Raw genomic sequence first — 16,893 nt, forward strand, 5'->3', positions numbered from 1 at the left:
GGTGAAAATACGCCGAACTACCCCATGAGACCGGCTGGCAAGGCTGGCTCCCGCCGACGGAAGCACCCGAGGCGGTGCATGAAGCTACCTTACACTGGATGATCCAGGGGGACGACATGAGCAAGACCGGTTTCACCCTCGCCGCCGCGGCGGCCACTCTCTTCTCCGCCGGCGCGATGATGCTGGCGCCGATCGCGGCCTCCGCCTCGGAAGGCGTCCACTGCATGGGCGCCAATGCCTGCAAGGGCACCAGCGCCTGCAAGACCGCGACCAATGCCTGCAAGGGCCAGAACGCCTGCAAGGGCCAGGGCTTCATCGTGACCCCGGACAAGGCGGCCTGCGACGCGGCTGGCGGCAAGGTCGGCTGATCCGGCAGGATCGCAATGCGGGGCCGGCCTCACCCGGCCCCGTTTTCCTGCGGGAGCGGCGATGGTACAGGGATTCGGCCTCGGCCTGCGTGCCGAACATTATCTCGATCTCGACCGGGACGGCGTCGCCGTCGACTGGCTGGAGATCATTTCCGAGAATTTCATGGTCGGCGGCGGCCGGCCCCTGTGGTGGCTCGACCGGCTGCGCGACCGCTATCCGATGGTCATGCATGGCGTCTCGCTCTCCATCGGCGGCACCGACCCCTTGAGCGCGCGTTACCTCGACGATCTCGCGGCGCTGGCCGACCGGGTGCAGCCCGCGTGGATATCGGACCATCTGTGCTGGACCGGCGTCGGCGGCGTCAATCTGCACGATCTGCTGCCCCTGCCCTATACCGACGAGGCACTGGCCCATGTCGCCGACCGCATCGGCCGGGTTCAGGACCGGCTGCGCCGGCCACTGGTGATCGAGAATGTCTCGAGTTACATGAATTTCGCCGTCTCCGACCTGTCCGAAGCGGAATTTCTCGCCGCGCTGGTGGCACGCAGCGGCTGCGAATTGCTGCTCGACGTCAACAATGTCTATGTCAGCGCCTTCAATCACGGTTTCGACGCCCTCGGCTTTCTCGATGCCCTGCCGCGCCGGGCGATCCGCCAGATTCACATGGCGGGGCACAGTCACATGGGCGACCACATCATCGACACCCATGACGCGCCCATCGCCGAAGACGTCTTCGCCCTTTATGCCGAGGCGATCCGCCGCTTCGGCGCGGTGCCGACCATGATCGAGCGTGACGCCAACATCCCCCCCCTGCCCGAGCTTCTGGCCGAGCTGGACCGGCTGCGCGCGGCGAAGGCGCTGGAGCAGGCGGCATGAGCGCCCTCGCAGACCTGCAGCGCATGATCGCCGACGATCTGCTGGGCCGCGCCCCTGCCGTCATCGAAGGCCTGATCGCCGACGGCGCCCGTGCCGACCGCGCCACGCTGGCCGGGGTCTATCGCCACGCCTATGGCGCCCGCCTCGTCGAGGTGCTGGAGGCAGAGTTCCCGGGCACGCGCGGCCTGATGGGCGCCGCGGCCTTCGCCGACGCGGCGCGCGCCTATGTTGGGCGCCACCCGTCGCATCATCCGTCCGTCCGCTGGCTGGGGCGGTCGTTCGCCGCCGACCTCGCCGAAGCAGGCGATCCCGTGGCGGCCGAAATGGCGGCCTTTGAATGGGCGCTCGGCCTCGCCTTCGATGCCGAACCCGGCGGGATTGTGAGTGTCGCCGAGCTGGCGGCGTTGCCGGCCGAGGCGTGGGATGACCTGCGGGCGGACGTCCAGCCCGGCCTTTCCGTCATCGAATTGCACCATCCGGTGCACGAAATCTGGCCCGCCGCCAAAGCAGGCGAAACGGTGGAGCGCCCGGGACCGCTCGCCGCACCCCTGGCCCTCGCCGTCTGGCGTCTCGGTCTCGATCCGCAGTACCGGCCGCTGCAGCCGGGCGAGGACCAGTTGCTGGCGGCCTTCCGGTCGGGCGCCAGCTTTGGCGAAGCCCTCGGCTCCCTCGACCCCGGTCAGGCCCTGAACTGGTTTGCCGGTTGGTGCATCACGGAAATCATATCCGCCATGCGGTTGTAAATTCTATGGAACCGAAAGGCGATCCACGGCATTTCAGGCTTTGTGACAGCTTGATGTCCGGGGAGCGTTTTCAATGTCCGCAGGTGCCAATCGCATCGCCGTGATTGATGGACTGCGGGGCTATTTCCTCGTCCTGATGATGTCGAGCCATATCAAATTCCAGGACGGCGCCGCGCTGCTCCGCCTGCACCACGGCGAAATTTCCTTTGTCGAGGACGCGCAGGGCTTCGTCTTCCTGTCCGGTCTCGTCATCGGCCTGGCCTATACCCGCACCCTGCTGAAGCAGGGCGCGAAGGCCATGACCGGCAAGGCCATTTCCCGCGTGGGCGAACTTTACCGCCTGTTGCTGCTCACCCTGTTCGTCGTGGTCGGCACCGCTTATCTGCTGCCTTCAGGCGCCGAAATCTGGGGCTGGCAGCTGGGCAAGCTGGCGGAAGCGCCGCTCGACCATGTCGCGACGGCGGTCAGCCTGCTTTATCAGCCGGCCTATCTCGATATTCTGCCGCAATACATGATCTACCTGCTGATCGCCCCCCTCCTCGTCCGGGCGACGGTGGCGGGACACGGCCTCGCCGTCATCGCCGGCAGTTTCGCCGTCTGGATCATGACCCAGATGGGCCTGCATCTGCCGATGGTCGATGCCCTGGCCCGGCTGGTCGCGGCCGCCGATTCCAACGGCACCATCCGTTCCTACTTCAACCCGCTGGGCTGGCAATTGCTGTTCGTCTGCGGTGTCGTGCTGGGTACGGCGGCGAAATGCGGCCGGCTCGAAGTCGAGGCCCTGCTGCACCGACGCCGCGCCGATCTCGCGCTGGTCGCCGCTGTCGTGGTCCTCGTCTTCGCGATCTGCCGGATCGTTCATGGCCTCGGCCTTCTGGGCGGCACCCCGACCGGCGACCAGTTCTATCGCCTGCTGCGCCGCGAGGACCTGAGCCTCGTCTATGTCGTCAATTTCGCGGCCATCGCCTATGTCATGGCCTGGACGCTGCACAACGCCCTGGAAGATAACCTGCCCGCCCCCGTCGCCTTCGTCGCGCGCGGTCTGCATTATACCTTCCGCCGGCCGTTCTTCGTCTTCCTTGGCCAGCATTCGCTGCAGGTCTATGCCTTCCACGTCCTCGTCGCCTATGCCGTGGTCGCCATCGACTGGGCTGGTGGCCCCTTCAACGAGATGACCAAGAGCCTGATCATCATCGCCTCGGTCGCCAGCCTGGCGATCCCCGCGATGTGGCACAGCCTGAGCCAGCAACGCGAGGCGGCGCGGGCACGGCGCCCGATCAGCCTGCAGACCCGCTAAGCCGGCCCCTGAAGCCCGCCGGGGGGTCAGCCCCGCATGGCGGACAGGGTCTTGCGGAAGCGGCTGGCGGCGACGACGAAGAACAGCGCGCCGATCCCCGCCATGGCGAGCAGGCTGGGCCAGATCACCGCAACCCCGGCCCCGCGATAGAGGATGGCCTGGGACGCCGCGACGAAATGGGTCGAGGGCGAAAGCTGCATCACCCCCTGCAGCCAGACCGGCATGCTTTCCATCGGCGTGGTGCTGCCCGACAGAAGGTTCATCATGATCAGGATCGGCAGCGCCAGCAGGCCGAACTGCGGCATGGAACTGGTGAAGGTCGCGATCAAAATGCCCATGGTCGCGATCGAGAATTCGTAAAGCACCGAGGTCGCGATGAAGAGCGCGACCGAGCCCGCGAGCGGCACCCCGAGCAAGCCCCGCACCACGAGGAGCAGCGACAGCGTCGCCGCGATCACGATGACGAGACCGTTGGCCCAGACCTTGGACAGCAGGATGTCGATCGGGCGTACAGGCATCACCAGCAGGTGTTCGATGGTGCCGTGCTCGCGCTCGCGGATGAAGGCGGCGCCGGTCAGGATCACGGTCAGGATGGTGATGTTGTTGATCACCTGCATGACGGGCGTGAACCATTCCGAAGCGAGGTTGGCATTGAAGCGCGCCCTGGTCACCAGATCGACCGCGCCGGCCGCCGCCGGCGCCTCGTGGCGCAACCGGTCGCCGATGGTGTCGGACAGCACGCCCCGCAGATAGGCGAGGCCATTGCCCGCCTGCGTCATCGCCGTCGCGTCGATATTGATCTGCACTTCCGGCGCCCGCCCGGCAAGGACATCGGCCTCGAAGCGGGGCGGAATGTCGATGACGAAGACATAGCGCCCCTGATCCATGACCCGCTCGATCTCGTCCGCGCCGATCTCGACCGGCGGCTTGAACTGGGGCGGACGGATGGCATCGGCGACCGCGCGCGACAAGGCGGAGCGATCCTCGTCAACCACCGCCACGGCGGCATCGTGAACATCGAAACGCGCCCCGGTCGCGACCGTGTAGATGGCAACGGTGAAGGTATAGACCACGAGGAACATCATCACCGGATCGGCCCGCAGGGAGCGCAATTCCTTGATGCCGAGCCGGTAGATGGTGGCGAGGCGCTGCCGCATCTCAGCGCTCCTGCTTGGGCAGGGCCAGCATGGCCGCGATGATGAAGACGAGGCCGAAGGCCGCCAGCATGAGATGATTCATCCAGAGATCGGTCCAGCCGAGCGATTTCGTGAAGGCGCCGACGCTGATCTGTTGGTACCAGCCCGCCGGAAAAGCCAGCCCGAACAGCCGCCCGCCGCCGGACAGGGACGAGACGGGCACCAGCAGGCCGGAAAAATTCACCGCCGGAATGATCGAGATGATCGCGGTCGCGAAAATCGCCGCCAATTGCGAGCGGGTGAAGCAGGAAACCAGCAGACCGAAACCCGTGGTCGAGAGCAGATAGGCGAAAGTACCGCCAGCCAGCGCGAGGAAAGACCCTTTCACCGGCACGTCGAACAGCAGGGTCGCCAGGATCAGCATCAGCACGAAACTGCCGACCGAAATCACCACATAGGGCGCCTGCTTGCCGGTGAGGAATTCCAGCCGCGTGACCGGGGTCGAGCGGAAATTCGCGATGGAGCCGGTTTCCTTTTCCCGCACGACGCCGACGGCGGTCATCATCGCCGGGATCAGCACCAGCATCAGCATGACGACGCCGGGCACGATGGCCGGCGCGCTCTTGAACGACTGGTTGTAGCGGAAGCGGCTGACCACAGAATAGGCATCGCCGGACAGGGTTACGCCCTGATCGGCCGCGATCGCCGCCATCCGCTGGGCGATCGCGGCCCTCACGTAGGAGCGCGTGGTCTCGGCCCGGAACGGCATGGCGCCGTCGATCCAGACACCGATTTCCGGCGCCCGCCCGGCCAGCAGGTCGCGGCCGAAATTCGGCGGCACCTCGACATAGAATTTCAATGTGCCATTGCGCAGGCCCGCCTCGGCCGCGGCCGGATCGGTCAGACGCGATTTCAGCTCGAAGGAATGGCTGCCCTCGAACGCGTCGAGGATGGCCCTGCTTTCCCGGCTCTGGTCCTGATCGACCACGGCATAGGGCAAATCCTCGACGTCGAAGGAAATGCCATATCCGAAGGTGATCATCAGCAGCACAGGGGCGAAAAAGGCAAAGGCGAGACGGATGGGATCGCGCAGGATTTCCATCGTCTCGCGCCGGGCATAGGCGAACCAGCGCAGCGGCGAGAACAGCCGCGACGCCTGACCGCCGGCCTCGGCGACATCGGCCACCGGCGCCTCCGCACCATCGGGCGCTTCCGCCACCGCCTCGAGATAGGCGATGAAAGCATCCTCCAGCCGGGCTGACCCCTTGGAGGCGGCCAGTTCGGCGGGCGTGCCCACGGCCAGCACCTTGCCCGCGTGCATGAGCGAGATGCGGTCGCAACGCTCCGCCTCGTTCATGAAATGGGTCGAGATGAAGATCGTGACGCCCTTGTTGCGGGCGAGATCGACAAGGAAACGCCAGAACTGGTCGCGGGCGACCGGATCGACGCCCGAGGTCGGCTCGTCGAGAATCAGCATGTCCGGCCCATGCAGCACGGCGGCGGCCAGTTGCAGGCGCTGGCGGATGCCAAGGGGCAGATCGTCCGGCAGACTGTGGCGGACATCGACCAGATCGAAATCGCCCAGCACCTCACGGATACGCTTCTTCGCGAATTCGGGCTCCAGATGGAACAGCTGGGCGTGCAGCTCGAGATTCTGCAGCACGGTCAGCTCGCCATAGAGCGAGAAGGACTGGGACATGTAGCCAACCCGCCGCCGCGTCGACATGTCGTCGGCGTCGAGCACCTGACCGAACAGCCGCGCCTCGCCCTCGGTGGGCGACAGAAGGCCGGTCAGCATCTTCATCGTCGTCGTCTTGCCGCAGCCGTTGGAGCCGAGGAAGCCGAAAATCTCCCCCCGCTCGATGCGGAAGGAGACATTGTCGACCGCGGTGAAGGCGCCGAAACGACAGGTCAGTCCCGTGGCCTCGATGGCGATGTCGCCGCCATCGCCCGGCCGCGGCGGCACGACGACCCCGGCGGCGGCGGATTTATCGTCAGGCAGCAGGCTGATGAAGGCGGCTTCGAGGGTGGCGGTGGCGGTCTTCGCCCTGATTTCGGCCGGGCTGCCGGTCGCCAGCACCTTGCCGTCGTCCATGGCGGCGATCCAGTCGAAACGCTCCGCCTCTTCCATATAGGCGGTGGCGACCAGCGTGCTCATGCCCGGGCGGCGGGCGCGGATACGGTCGATCAAGTCCCAGAACTGGCGCCGCGACAGGGGATCGACACCCGTCGTCGGCTCGTCGAGGATCAGCAGGTCGGGATCGTGAATGAGGGCGCAGCACAGCGACAGTTTCTGCTTCATCCCGCCCGACAGCTTGCCCGCCGGCCGGTCGACGAAGGGCGCGAGGCCGGTCGCCGCGACCAGTTCGGCGATGCGCGCTTCGCGCTCGGCCCGGCGCTGGCCGAACAGCCGGCCGAAGAAGTCCAGATTCTCGAAGATCGACAGGGTCGGATAGAGATTGCGGCCCAGGCCCTGCGGCATATAGGCGATGCGGGTCAGGCTGGCCTGGCGGTGACGCCGGTCGGTCATGTCGCCGCCCAGCACCGTCACCCTGCCCGCCTGGCCCTTGCGCACGCCGGCGATCAGGGCGAGCAGGGTCGATTTGCCCACGCCGTCCGGCCCGATCAGACCCGCCATGCAGCCCGCCGGAATGGCGAGATCGACACCGGCGAGCGCGGCGACACTGCCGTAGCGATGGCCGACCCCTTCGAGGACGGCGACGCCTTCCATCACTGCGGCAACCTCACGGCCAGCCGGTCGGGCCAGACGGCGGCGGCGTCGTAACGGACATAGCCAAGGCCGCGCACGCCGGTCTTCACCTGGGTCTGATATTTCACCAGCAGGTCGGGGTCGATGCGCAGCTTCACCTTGAACATCAGCTTGTCGCGCTCGTCCTTGGTTTCGACCGCGTTGGGGGTGAACTGGGCGTCGGCCGAAACGAAAGACACCGTGGCCGGGATCACCAGATCGGGCACGGGATCGAGCACGAGCCGTGCCTCGCCGCCGACTTCGAGCCGGCCGACCTGCGATGCCGGCAGGAACACGGTCATATAGACCTGACCGACGTCGAGCAGGGTCACCACCCGGGCGCCGGCCGCCAGAACCTCGCCCGGCTCGGCCAGACGGTATTGCACCCGGCCGGCCCGGGGCGCGACCAGCGTCGTGTCGTCGATCAGGGTCTGCAGCCGGTTGACCGCCGCCTTGGCGGTGTCGATCGCCGCCAGCGCCTGCTGCTCGTTGGCCTTCGCCGCCTCGAGCGCCGCCGCGGCCGAAGCGAGCTGGGCCCGGCGCTGGTCCAGCACCTCGATCGACTGATAGCCACGGTGCTGCAGCGCCTCGGCGCGCTGGAATTCCTGTTGCGCCAGCGCCTGCTGGCTGGCGGCCTGGTCGATGGCGGCGGTCGCCGAAGCGGCCGCTTTCTCGGCCTGCACGACCTGCGCCTTGGCGCCAGCGAATTGCGCGTCCAGCTCCGCCCGGTCCATGCGCGCGATCACGGCACCGCTTTCGACGAAATCACCCTCGCGCACCAGAATCTCGACGATCCGGCCTGCCATCTTGGTCGAGACATCGACCTGATCGGCCTCCAGTCGGCCGTTGGCACTGGCGATACCCGGCGGCAGGCGTCCGGCCTGTCGGCTCTGCCAGAGCCCATAGCCGCCCGCGGCCAGCGCCGCCACAACCACCAGAAGGATCGCGGCTTTGGTCGGCTTGTTCATCTGACTGTCCCACTCGAAATCATTGTGCAGTGCGCAGCGCGCATCACAGACATGTAAAGTGCCTCAATCGCAAAGCCATGATACAGGTCAATGATGCAGTGCACCATGGCGTCAGACTGACGGCATTGGATTGTGGAGTACGCGATGAACGAGAATACGACATCGACGCTGGACCGTCTAACCAAGTCGGCGACCGCCCGGCTGACGGGGGGTATTTCCCCGACAGCCTTGATGGCCGCCTACAGCGACTGGCTGCTGCATCTCGCCGGCTCCCCCGGAAAGCAGCTCGAACTGGTCGAGAAGGCGCTGACCGCGGGCACCAATCTGATGCGTTTCGCCGCCCACAGCGCGTTCGAGCCCGAAGTTCCGGCGCCGCATCCGGCCCAGACGGTGAAAGGCGATCACCGTTTCGACGATCCGGCCTGGGAGCGCTTCCCCTTCAACCTCCTGGCCCAGAGCTTCCTGACCACCGAACAATGGTGGCACGAGGCGACGACCGGCGTGCGCGGTGAAACGCGGCAGCACAGCGAGGTGGTCTCCTTCGTCACGCGGCAATTGCTCGACATGATGGCGCCGACCAATTTCATCGCCACCAACCCGGTCGTGCTCGAACAGACCATGGTGCAGCATGGCGCCAACCTGATTCGTGGCCTGCAGAATTTCATCGAGGACACGGGCGCCAGTCTCGCCCACACCAAGCCCTCGACCAATCACTTCGAGGTCGGCGTCAATCTGGCGGTCAGCCCCGGCAAGGTCATCCTGCGCAACCGGCTGATCGAGCTGATCCAGTATAGCCCGACGACCAGCGACGTCTTCGCCGAGCCGATCCTGTTCGTGCCGGCCTGGATCATGAAATATTACATCCTCGACCTGTCGCCGGTGAATTCCCTGGTCAAATATCTGACCGACCGGGGCCACACGGTGTTCATGATCTCGTGGAAGAACCCGGATGGCGGCGACCGCGACCTCGGGATGGAGGATTATCTCCGGCTGGGCGTCATGGCCGCGCTCGACGCGATCAACGCGGTCGTGCCCGGCGAGAAAGTCCATGCCACCGGCTACTGCCTGGGCGGCACCCTGCTCTCCATCGCCGCCGCCGCCATGGCCCGCGACGGCGACAGCCGGCTCGCCAGCATCACGCTCTTCGCCGCCCAGACCGACTTCACCGAACCGGGCGAAATCGGCCTCTTCATCAACGAAAGCCAGGTCACCTTCCTTGAAGACATGATGTGGCAGAAGGGCTATCTCGCCACCGGCCAGATGGCGGGCGCCTTCCAGCTGCTGCGCTCCAACGACCTGATCTGGTCGCGCATCATCCACGACTATCTGCTTGGCCAGCGCGAGGAGATGATCGACCTGATGGCCTGGAACGCCGACGCGACCCGGATGCCCTACAAGATGCATTCGGAGTATCTGCGGCATCTGTTCCTCGAGAACGAACTCGCCCGCGCCCAGTTCCGCGTGGGCGAAAGGGCTATCGCCCTGACCGACATCCGCGCGCCGATCTTCGCCGTCGGCACCGTCGCCGACCATGTCGCGCCGTGGAAATCGGTGTTCAAGATCCACCAGCTGACCGATACCGACGTGACCTTCCTGCTGACCTCGGGCGGGCACAATGCCGGTATCGTGGCCGGCCCCGAAAACCCGCGCCGCCACTATCAGATCAGCCATCACGGCGCCAACGAATGCCATGTCGAACCCGACGCCTGGGCACGGACCATGCCCGAGCACAAGGGTTCGTGGTGGCCGGCCTGGGCCGAATGGATCGAAGGGAAACAGGCCGGGCGCCCGCGCGTCGCGCCGCCCGCCACGGGAAATGATGCCGCCGGTTACAGCGTACTCGAGGAGGCTCCGGGTTCCTATGTTCACCAACCCTGAAAAACTGACCGGCCTGCTGGCCGGCAAGGTCGGTCTCGTGACCGGCATCGCCAATCGCGATTCTATCGCGACCGGCTGCGCCCGCCTGTTCGCCGCGGCGGGGGCCGAACTCGCGGTTACCTATCTGAACGAAAAGGCCAAGCCCCATGTCGCGCCCGTCGCGGCAGAGGTCGGCGCCGGCCTCCTGCTGCAGATGGATGTGCAGAGCGACGACGAGATGGCGGCCGCCTTCGAGGCGATCCGTGCCCGCTGGGGCCGGCTCGACTTCGTACTGCATTCGATCGCCTTCTGCCCGAAGGACGATCTGCATGGCCGGGTGACCGACAGCTCCCGCGCGGGTTTCTCCCTCGCCATGGATATTTCCTGCCATTCCTTCATCCGCATGGCCCGGCTGGCGGAACCCCTGATGAAGGACGGCGGCTGCCTGCTGACCGTGTCCTATCACGGCAGCGAGAAGGTCATCGACAATTACAATGTGATGGGCCCGGTCAAGGCCGCGCTCGAGGCCAGCGTGCGTTACCTCGCGGCCGAACTGGGGCCGAAGGGCATCCGCGTCAACGCCCTCTCGCCCGGGCCGCTGAAGACGCGGGCGGCGTCGGGCATCGACCATTTCGATGCCCTGATCGACGCCGCGCGGGAACGCGCCCCGGCCCGCCGCCTGGTTGACATTTCCGAAGTCGGCGCCATCGCGACCGGCCTCGTCTCGGATTTCTCGACCGGGGTCACCGGCAACATCGCCTTCGTCGACGGCGGCTATCACGTCACCGATTAATGCAGGGCGTTACACCAGCGCCATGTGATTGTCCCACAGGGCGCCACGGGCGAGCGGGGACGCCAGTTGCGTCCCGGTCTCGCCCGGGCTGACCCGCTCGATCCCGCCGTGGCCGCCCGCCATGTAGAAATGGCCGGGCCGGGCGGGATCGGCGGCAATGGGGCAGACGTCCGACAAGGGCCGGCTGCCCAGATAGGCGCCGTCGGCGAAGCGGAAGAAGGCAGCCTGACCGCCGCGCGGGCTGGTCATGCCGAAGATGGTGCCCGAGACATCGCTGGCCGCGCTGCCGCAGTAATGGCGCAGGTCCGACAGCCGCTCCCTCGGCATGTCGAGCAGAGTGACCGTGCCATCCGTCCGCAGCAGGCCCGCCAGCGGCACGGCGTCGCCCGCCGGCCCCTCGTACTGCATGACGAAGCCGACGCCGCCGTCCGCCCCGATCACCAGATGACGGATGGAGAGCTGAAACAACTCGGGTGACAGGCGCAGCTGCCGTGCGATTTCCCCGGTTCCGATGTCGATGATCGCCAGTGACGAATCCATCTCCGCCAGATTCAGTTTGGCGCCCGGCGCATCGGGATGGGTCAGGATGCCGCCATTGGCGACGACGATCCGCCCGCCGCCCGGCAGCAGCCGGACATCGTGGGGATCGAGACCGCCCGTGTCCCATTCGGCGATGCGGGCAAAACCGGCCGCCGCGTCATAGACGCCGATCAGGCCCCTCTCCCCCTCCCAGTCGGTTTCGGTCGCCAGCAACAGGCGGCCATCGGCGCTGAAGACCGCGTGACCGCAAAAGTGTCGGCCTTCGGGCGGCGCGACCTGGGCCAGCACCCGGCCCGACGGCACCTCGACCGCGAGCGCGAACAGGCCCGGCCGCCGGCCCATGACGACGGCCACGCGCCTGTCCGGCGCGATGGCGATGCCATGTCCCCGCGCCGGCAGCGGCAGGTCGATCGCGGCCCGTCCATCGCTGTCGAAGGCGGTGGCGAAAGCCGCCTGCCCCGCGTCGAGCCGCGTGCCGAACCAGAGCGGCGCCGACGCCCGCGCCCGCCGCCCCGACAGGCCGAGCAGACCTGTCGCCGCCAGGCCGAGGCTGACGATCCGTCTCGTAACCCTGGTCATTTCAATCGCCATCGAGGGCATTGAAGCCGAGCGGAATGCCCAGCACCGGCGCCAGCTTGTTGGCGATCAGGGTCTTGGCGGCGACCGCATCGGCCACCACCGCCTCGACCGCCGGGCGGCGGGCGGGATCGGACAGCGCGGTGTCCAGTGGCGCCGGGATCGCCTCGGCATCCTTCACCGCCTTGTCGAGCGCGGCCTCGACCTCGGCCGCGACGCCTGCGTCGCGCTGGCGGACGACATCGCTCATCCCCGCGCGCCACAGGGCGGCGGCGGCGGCGAGGTCGATCTGGATGTTGCGCAAGGAGCGGCCGCTGCGCCATTGCTCGAGCAGGCGGGGCCGCGCGGTCTCCGGCTTGTCGCCAAGGGCACGGGCCAGCTTGCGGTCGGCGACGACTTCCGTCGCGAGGTAAAGCGCCTTGAACAGCTCGACCGTCGCTTCCGATGGCGTGCGATACAGCTCGTTCTCGGGCCCCGCCTGCTTGATCGCCTTGTCATAAGCGACACCGCCACCCGACCAGTCGGCCGCGGCACCGTCGGCGATCGACTTGATGTTGCTGGCGATGCCGACGATGGCAGCACAGCGCAGCGCCGCCTCCTCGTCGCCGGCGAGCAGCTTCTTCGCGTCCTCGCCGAACAGCAGCCGCTCCAGCGCCGGCAGGCCCTGGACCGAAACGCTCTGCCCCTGCAACGTGTCGGCGGCAAAGAGCGCCGGGTCCTTCCTGGCCAGAAGCTCGCCCAGCTGGCGGCCGACGCTGTCGCGCGGGTCGGGCCAGAACATCAGGCGGGACGAGCGCATGAACAGCTCGGTCGGGCCGAAGCGCAGATGCTGCACCCCCTGCCAGGCGTCGGAGACAGCGCCATAGCTGGTGCGCAGGACGTCGAGGCCGGACGCGTCGGGCGCCTTGCAGAACAATTCCGCGTTGGCGGCGAAAAGGGCGGCAGCGGCAGCCTGCGCCTTGAAGGCGGGCGTCACATGCCGGTCGACGATGGACGCATTCATCGCCGACAGCGCGGTCTGGTCGGCGGCGGACAGCGCCGGCCCCTCGTCATCTTCCTGGGCGAAGGCCGCGGCGGACGGTACCCCGGCGATCAGGCCGGCGACGGAAAGAATCCTGAACCAACGGCGCATGGGCGCCCTCCTTACAGCGAACGCAGGAATTCGACCAGCAGGCGCCGGTCTTCCGGCGTCAGGGCGATGAAACGGTTACGGGCGGCCGCCGCCTCGCCGCCATGCCAGAGAATGGCCTCGGTCAGGCTGCGGGCGCGGCCGTCGTGCAGGAATTCGGTACGACCGGAGACTTGCTGCGTCAAGCCGATGCCCCAGAGCGGCGGCGTGCGCCATTCGCTGCCGCTGGCCCGCGCCTCCGGCCGGTCGTCGGCGAGATCGGGCCCCATGTCGTGCAGCAGGAGGTCGGTATAGGGATAGATGCGCTGGCCGGCCAGCTCGGGATCGGTCGCATCCGCCGCCGTGACGAAGGACGGGCGGTGACAGGCGGCACAGCCGGCCTCGGCGAATTTCGCCTTGCCGGCAAGGACATCCGCATCTGCCGCCCGGGGCCGGGCGGGCACGGCGAGATGGCGGGTGTAAAAGGTCAACATGTCGAAGACGGGTTGCGTGACCTCGACCCCGGCAACGGGATCGTCGCCCGTCGGCGCGGAAAGGCAGGCGGTTTGCGCCGCCGTGCAATCGCCATGGGAAAAGGGCACGGCCGGGCTGGACAGGCCGATATCGCCTGCAAGCGCATGGGCGCTTTGCGCCGCGACATCGGGCTGGCCTGCCTTCCAGCCGAAACGGCCGAGGCGCTTTTCCACCCCCAGAAGATTGGGCCGGCCGGAAATGCCGTCGCCATCGACGTCATCCGGGTCAGCGCCGGCCAGAATATCGGCCTCCGGAATCGCCTCGAGCAGGCCAAGACCGATCATCGGCGGCGCCATGCGGGGCGAGATCATGACATCCGCCGCCATCGGGCCATAGGCGAGATCGGCAACGGTATAGGCAGGACGGCGCAGGGAGACTGTCTCGCCACCCGCCAGTTCGACCGTTTCCTCGGCATAGGTCAGGACCATGCGCCCCTCGCCCGTGAGGCCATGAACGGCGGCATTCTGCAACTGGGTGCCATAGGTCGGCTCGGGCAGGACAGGAACCTCGCCCGATGCCAGCCGCGCCCGCTCCGCGTCATCACGCGGCGGCACGCTGAGGCGAAGAAACAGGGAAACCGCCGTCTCGCCCGGCAAGGGCACACGGCCCCGACCGTCGCGCAGATGGCAACTCTGGCAGGAACGGGCGTTATAGAGCGGCCCCAGTCCGTCCGACGCCGTGGTCGACGACGGCGAAGACGCCCAGAGCTTGCGAAAAATCGCGTCGCCGAGGCGGAATTCCATCCGCCGCTCCAGGCTCAGATTGGCCGACGGATGAGTGAAGGCGCGGACATCGCGCGCGACACGCGCCGTCGCCGCGCCCCCCGGCCGATCCTCCCCGGGCTCCACCCCGGGGAGACCGGCCAGCGCGACCCCGCCCAGTGCCGCCACCCCGAAGGTGGCGGCAAGCAGCGGGTAAGCAAACGATGAACGCTTCAATTCGGCCGGCGTTACTTTGCGACGGCGGACGGATTGTCGAGGCTGTCCGAACCCTCGAATTCGACCGGCTGCAGCTTGAGGGCGGTGATGATCCGCTCGAACGAGCGGGTCTGATCGGTCAGGCCATCGACCAGCTTCTGGATGGCGGCGTTACCTTCCGGATTATTGGCGCCGATCATCTGGTCGTAATGCTCGGTCTTCTCGGCCCGGGCCTTGACCGCGCCCGCGGCGGCGAGGGTCGCCGCCAGCTTGCCGTCGACCTCGGCGCCGAGGGCGGCATCGGCCTCGGTCACCAGCGCGGACAGCGAGGGACCGGAAACCTTGCTGCCGTCGACGCGGGTGTAGCTGCCCTTGTAGACATTCACCATGCCGACGACGTCGTTGTAATGCGAATTGTGGGTATTGTCGGAGAAGCAGTCCTGCTCTTCCTCCGGGTCGTGGAGGATGAGGCCGAGCTTGGTGCGCTCGCCCGCCAGCTCGCCATAGGACAGACTGCCGAGGCCGGTCAGGATGGTGACGATGCCACCATCCGCGCCCTTTTCATCGAGCTGCTTGCGCGCATCGCCGCCGGTCTTCCACTGGTCCGCCATCCACGACAGATCCTCGACCAGAAGCGCCGTCGCCGAGGTCAGATAGGCGCCGCGCCGGTCGCAGTTGCCGTTGGTGCAGGCGTCGCCCTTGGCGTAGTCGGTCCAGGGCCGGTTGCCGGCGCCCGGCCCGGTGCCGTTCAGATCCTGGCCCCAGAGCAGGAATTCGATGGCGTGGTAACCGATGGCGACATTGGATTCGACCCCGCCCGCTTCCTGCAATTTCTGCAGGACTTCCGTCGTGATCTCCGTCGCGTCGATGGTCTCGCCGCCGGCCTTCAGCTGCTTGTTGGCGATGACATTGGCGGCGTAGAACGGATTCTCGTCCGACTCGGTGCCGTAGCTTTCGGCGACATAGTCGATCAGGCCTTCATCGAGCGGCCAGGCATTCACCTTGCCCTCCCAGTCGTCGACGATGGCATTGCCGAAGCGATAGACTTCCGACTGCTGATAGGGCACGCGGGCAGCGATCCAGGCCGTGCGCGCGGCGGCCAGATTGGCTTCCGACGGCTCGGCCACCAGCTTTTCGATCGCGGCCTGCAGCACCTTGGCCGTGGACAGGCTGTCGCCGAAAGTGGCTTCCGCGATATCGGCATAGGCCTTGACCACCGCCGCCTTGTCCGTCCCCGCCAACGCCGGAAGACCATAAAGCGCGATCACGCCCGCCGCCGTCGCCGCGGCCCAATTCCTGCCGATCATCAATGCCTCCATTCCCGGGCCAGTGCCCATCCATAATCTTGCGACGCATTATTAATAGCAGCGGTGGCGAGGCGCAAGGGCTACGGCAGAAGTTTTGCCGCGGGCGCAAATCCGGCGGGAAGAGGCTTCAGGGCGTGCCGCGGCGGGCGCCGCCGATGAAGGCGGCGATATCGTCGAAAATATCGTCGCCCGGCACATTGTGGCCGAGGCCGCGAATGGTAACCGCGCGCGCGCCAGGACGGCCGGCCAGCGCCCGCTCGCAGGTGCCGCCGGTGCGGCCGCTCGCGACGGCGGGGTCGAGATCGCCAACGGCGGCATAGACCGCCCTGCCCGCCGGCACCCGCACCCCGTCGAAATCGCTGTTGTCGCGATCCGTGCAGGTCCAGCCGAGGATGACGAAGGCCACCACATCCTTCGGCGCCTCGGCGAATTGCGCGACCGCCAGCCCGCCTTCCGAGGCGCCGACCACGGCAATGCCATGACGGTCGAGCCAGGGCGCGCGCGACAGACGCTCGATCACCCAGCGCGCCTCTTCCTGTCGCCAGCGGATGGTCTCGGGGCCGATATCGCCACAACTGACCGGGCGATCCGGCCGGGCGAAGGAGGAAGGCGCCGCGACGATGAAGCCGCGCTTCTGGAATTTCTCGGGCATTCCCGCGAGTTCGCCCGAACAACCGTGCAGGAAGACGACCAGCGGCAGGCTCGTCCCCACCCGCAAACGCCCGGCCAGCGGATCGTCCTCGCTTCCGCCCTGCGCCATGAAATCGGCGACGCTGCCTTCGGCGGCGGTCCCGTCGAGGGTCGCGGTCCAGGGAACATAGAGGCGCGTCTGCTGCCAGACGATCTCCTCGTCGGAAAACAGACCGCAGGCCGTCAGCAGGCCCAGGCAGAGCAGGATCGGCAGGCGCGCAAGGCGCAAGATCGGGTACACGGCGCCAGACTAGGCGACACCCCACGGGATGGCGACGAAATTTTGGCCGCACCCCTTGCAGCAGCGCCGGGCAGCATTATGTGCAGCGCAACAGGTTCCGGGCCCCTCTGGAAGATGCGTCGGCATTGCGCGCTTCGATGTCGGAACCTTGTCGTCACATCAGGGGGGAAAGGCGTGCCGGCCTCTCCCGCC

General features: G+C 67.2%; 14 protein-coding genes. 6 read left to right on the forward strand and 8 right to left on the reverse strand.

From position 1 onward, the window contains the following. The first annotated feature begins 116 nt into the window (after positions 1-116). From bufA2 to opgC, 4 genes are all read left to right on the forward strand, one after another. Positions 117-368, forward strand: coding sequence for a BufA2 family periplasmic bufferin-type metallophore (gene bufA2 / locus DKG74_RS12780; protein ID WP_109906400.1), 252 nt, complete (start codon positions 117-119; stop codon positions 366-368). A gap of 61 nt (positions 369-429) precedes the next feature. Continuing rightward, positions 430-1,245: an MNIO family bufferin maturase gene (bufB, locus tag DKG74_RS12785; RefSeq protein WP_109906402.1), complete on the forward strand. Its 816-nt coding sequence runs from the start codon at positions 430-432 to the stop codon at positions 1,243-1,245. Next, on the forward strand, positions 1,242-1,988 hold the full coding sequence (locus DKG74_RS12790; protein WP_109906404.1) for an HvfC/BufC N-terminal domain-containing protein: 747 nt from the start codon (positions 1,242-1,244) through the stop codon (positions 1,986-1,988). The genes bufB and DKG74_RS12790 overlap by 4 nt, the downstream gene beginning before the upstream one ends. A 73-nt stretch (positions 1,989-2,061) precedes the next feature. Beyond that, positions 2,062-3,285, forward strand: a complete 1,224-nt coding sequence (gene opgC, locus DKG74_RS12795) for an OpgC domain-containing protein (RefSeq protein ID WP_109906406.1) — start codon at positions 2,062-2,064, stop codon at positions 3,283-3,285. Between the two features lie 26 nt (positions 3,286-3,311). Here opgC and DKG74_RS12800 read toward each other — a convergent pair whose 3' ends face one another. Genes DKG74_RS12800 through DKG74_RS12810 form a run of 3 tightly spaced genes read right to left on the reverse strand, consistent with a single transcriptional unit; the run spans position 3,312 to position 8,138 of the window. After that, the gene (locus DKG74_RS12800) at positions 3,312-4,442 is read right to left on the reverse strand and encodes an ABC transporter permease (RefSeq protein ID WP_109906408.1); all 1,131 of its coding nucleotides are present in this window, start codon (positions 4,440-4,442) and stop codon (positions 3,312-3,314) included. 1 nt (position 4,443) lies between these two features. Beyond that, complete coding sequence (gene rbbA / locus DKG74_RS12805) at positions 4,444-7,152, reverse strand: ribosome-associated ATPase/putative transporter RbbA (RefSeq protein WP_109906410.1); 2,709 nt, start codon at positions 7,150-7,152, stop codon at positions 4,444-4,446. Beyond that, positions 7,152-8,138, reverse strand: coding sequence for an HlyD family secretion protein (locus DKG74_RS12810; protein WP_109906412.1), 987 nt, complete (start codon positions 8,136-8,138; stop codon positions 7,152-7,154). Before DKG74_RS12810 ends, rbbA begins: the two co-directional genes overlap by 1 nt. Before the next feature lie 144 nt (positions 8,139-8,282). Between DKG74_RS12810 and DKG74_RS12815 the strand changes: the two genes are divergently transcribed. Next, the gene (locus DKG74_RS12815) at positions 8,283-10,016 is read left to right on the forward strand and encodes a PHA/PHB synthase family protein (RefSeq protein ID WP_109906414.1); all 1,734 of its coding nucleotides are present in this window, start codon (positions 8,283-8,285) and stop codon (positions 10,014-10,016) included. Continuing rightward, the gene (fabI, locus tag DKG74_RS12820; protein WP_109906416.1) at positions 10,000-10,788 is read left to right on the forward strand and encodes an enoyl-ACP reductase FabI; all 789 of its coding nucleotides are present in this window, start codon (positions 10,000-10,002) and stop codon (positions 10,786-10,788) included. The genes DKG74_RS12815 and fabI overlap by 17 nt, the downstream gene beginning before the upstream one ends. Positions 10,789-10,797: 9 nt before the next feature. On the opposite strand, the gene DKG74_RS12825 is transcribed toward fabI, so the two are convergent. The 5 genes from DKG74_RS12825 to DKG74_RS12845 all read right to left on the reverse strand — a co-directional run bounded on the left by DKG74_RS12825 (position 10,798) and on the right by DKG74_RS12845 (position 16,689). Next, positions 10,798-11,907: a DUF1513 domain-containing protein gene (locus tag DKG74_RS12825; RefSeq protein ID WP_165837667.1), complete on the reverse strand. Its 1,110-nt coding sequence runs from the start codon at positions 11,905-11,907 to the stop codon at positions 10,798-10,800. Between the two features lies 1 nt (position 11,908). Next, positions 11,909-13,036 (reverse strand): imelysin family protein, encoded by a 1,128-nt coding sequence (locus DKG74_RS12830; RefSeq protein WP_109906420.1) that lies wholly within the window; start codon positions 13,034-13,036, stop codon positions 11,909-11,911. 11 nt (positions 13,037-13,047) lie between these two features. Continuing rightward, positions 13,048-14,484 (reverse strand): di-heme oxidoreductase family protein, encoded by a 1,437-nt coding sequence (locus tag DKG74_RS12835; RefSeq protein ID WP_207779346.1) that lies wholly within the window; start codon positions 14,482-14,484, stop codon positions 13,048-13,050. 11 nt (positions 14,485-14,495) lie between these two features. Next, positions 14,496-15,770: an imelysin family protein gene (locus tag DKG74_RS12840; protein ID WP_109906424.1), complete on the reverse strand. Its 1,275-nt coding sequence runs from the start codon at positions 15,768-15,770 to the stop codon at positions 14,496-14,498. Between the two features lie 127 nt (positions 15,771-15,897). Continuing rightward, a complete protein-coding gene (locus tag DKG74_RS12845) occupies positions 15,898-16,689 on the reverse strand; it encodes a dienelactone hydrolase family protein (protein WP_133251582.1) in 792 nt (263 codons plus the stop codon). Positions 16,690-16,893 lie beyond the last annotated feature (204 nt).

The sequence above is a fragment of the Zavarzinia aquatilis genome (genome assembly GCF_003173035.1).
GTDB lineage: Bacteria > Pseudomonadota > Alphaproteobacteria > Zavarziniales > Zavarziniaceae > Zavarzinia > Zavarzinia aquatilis.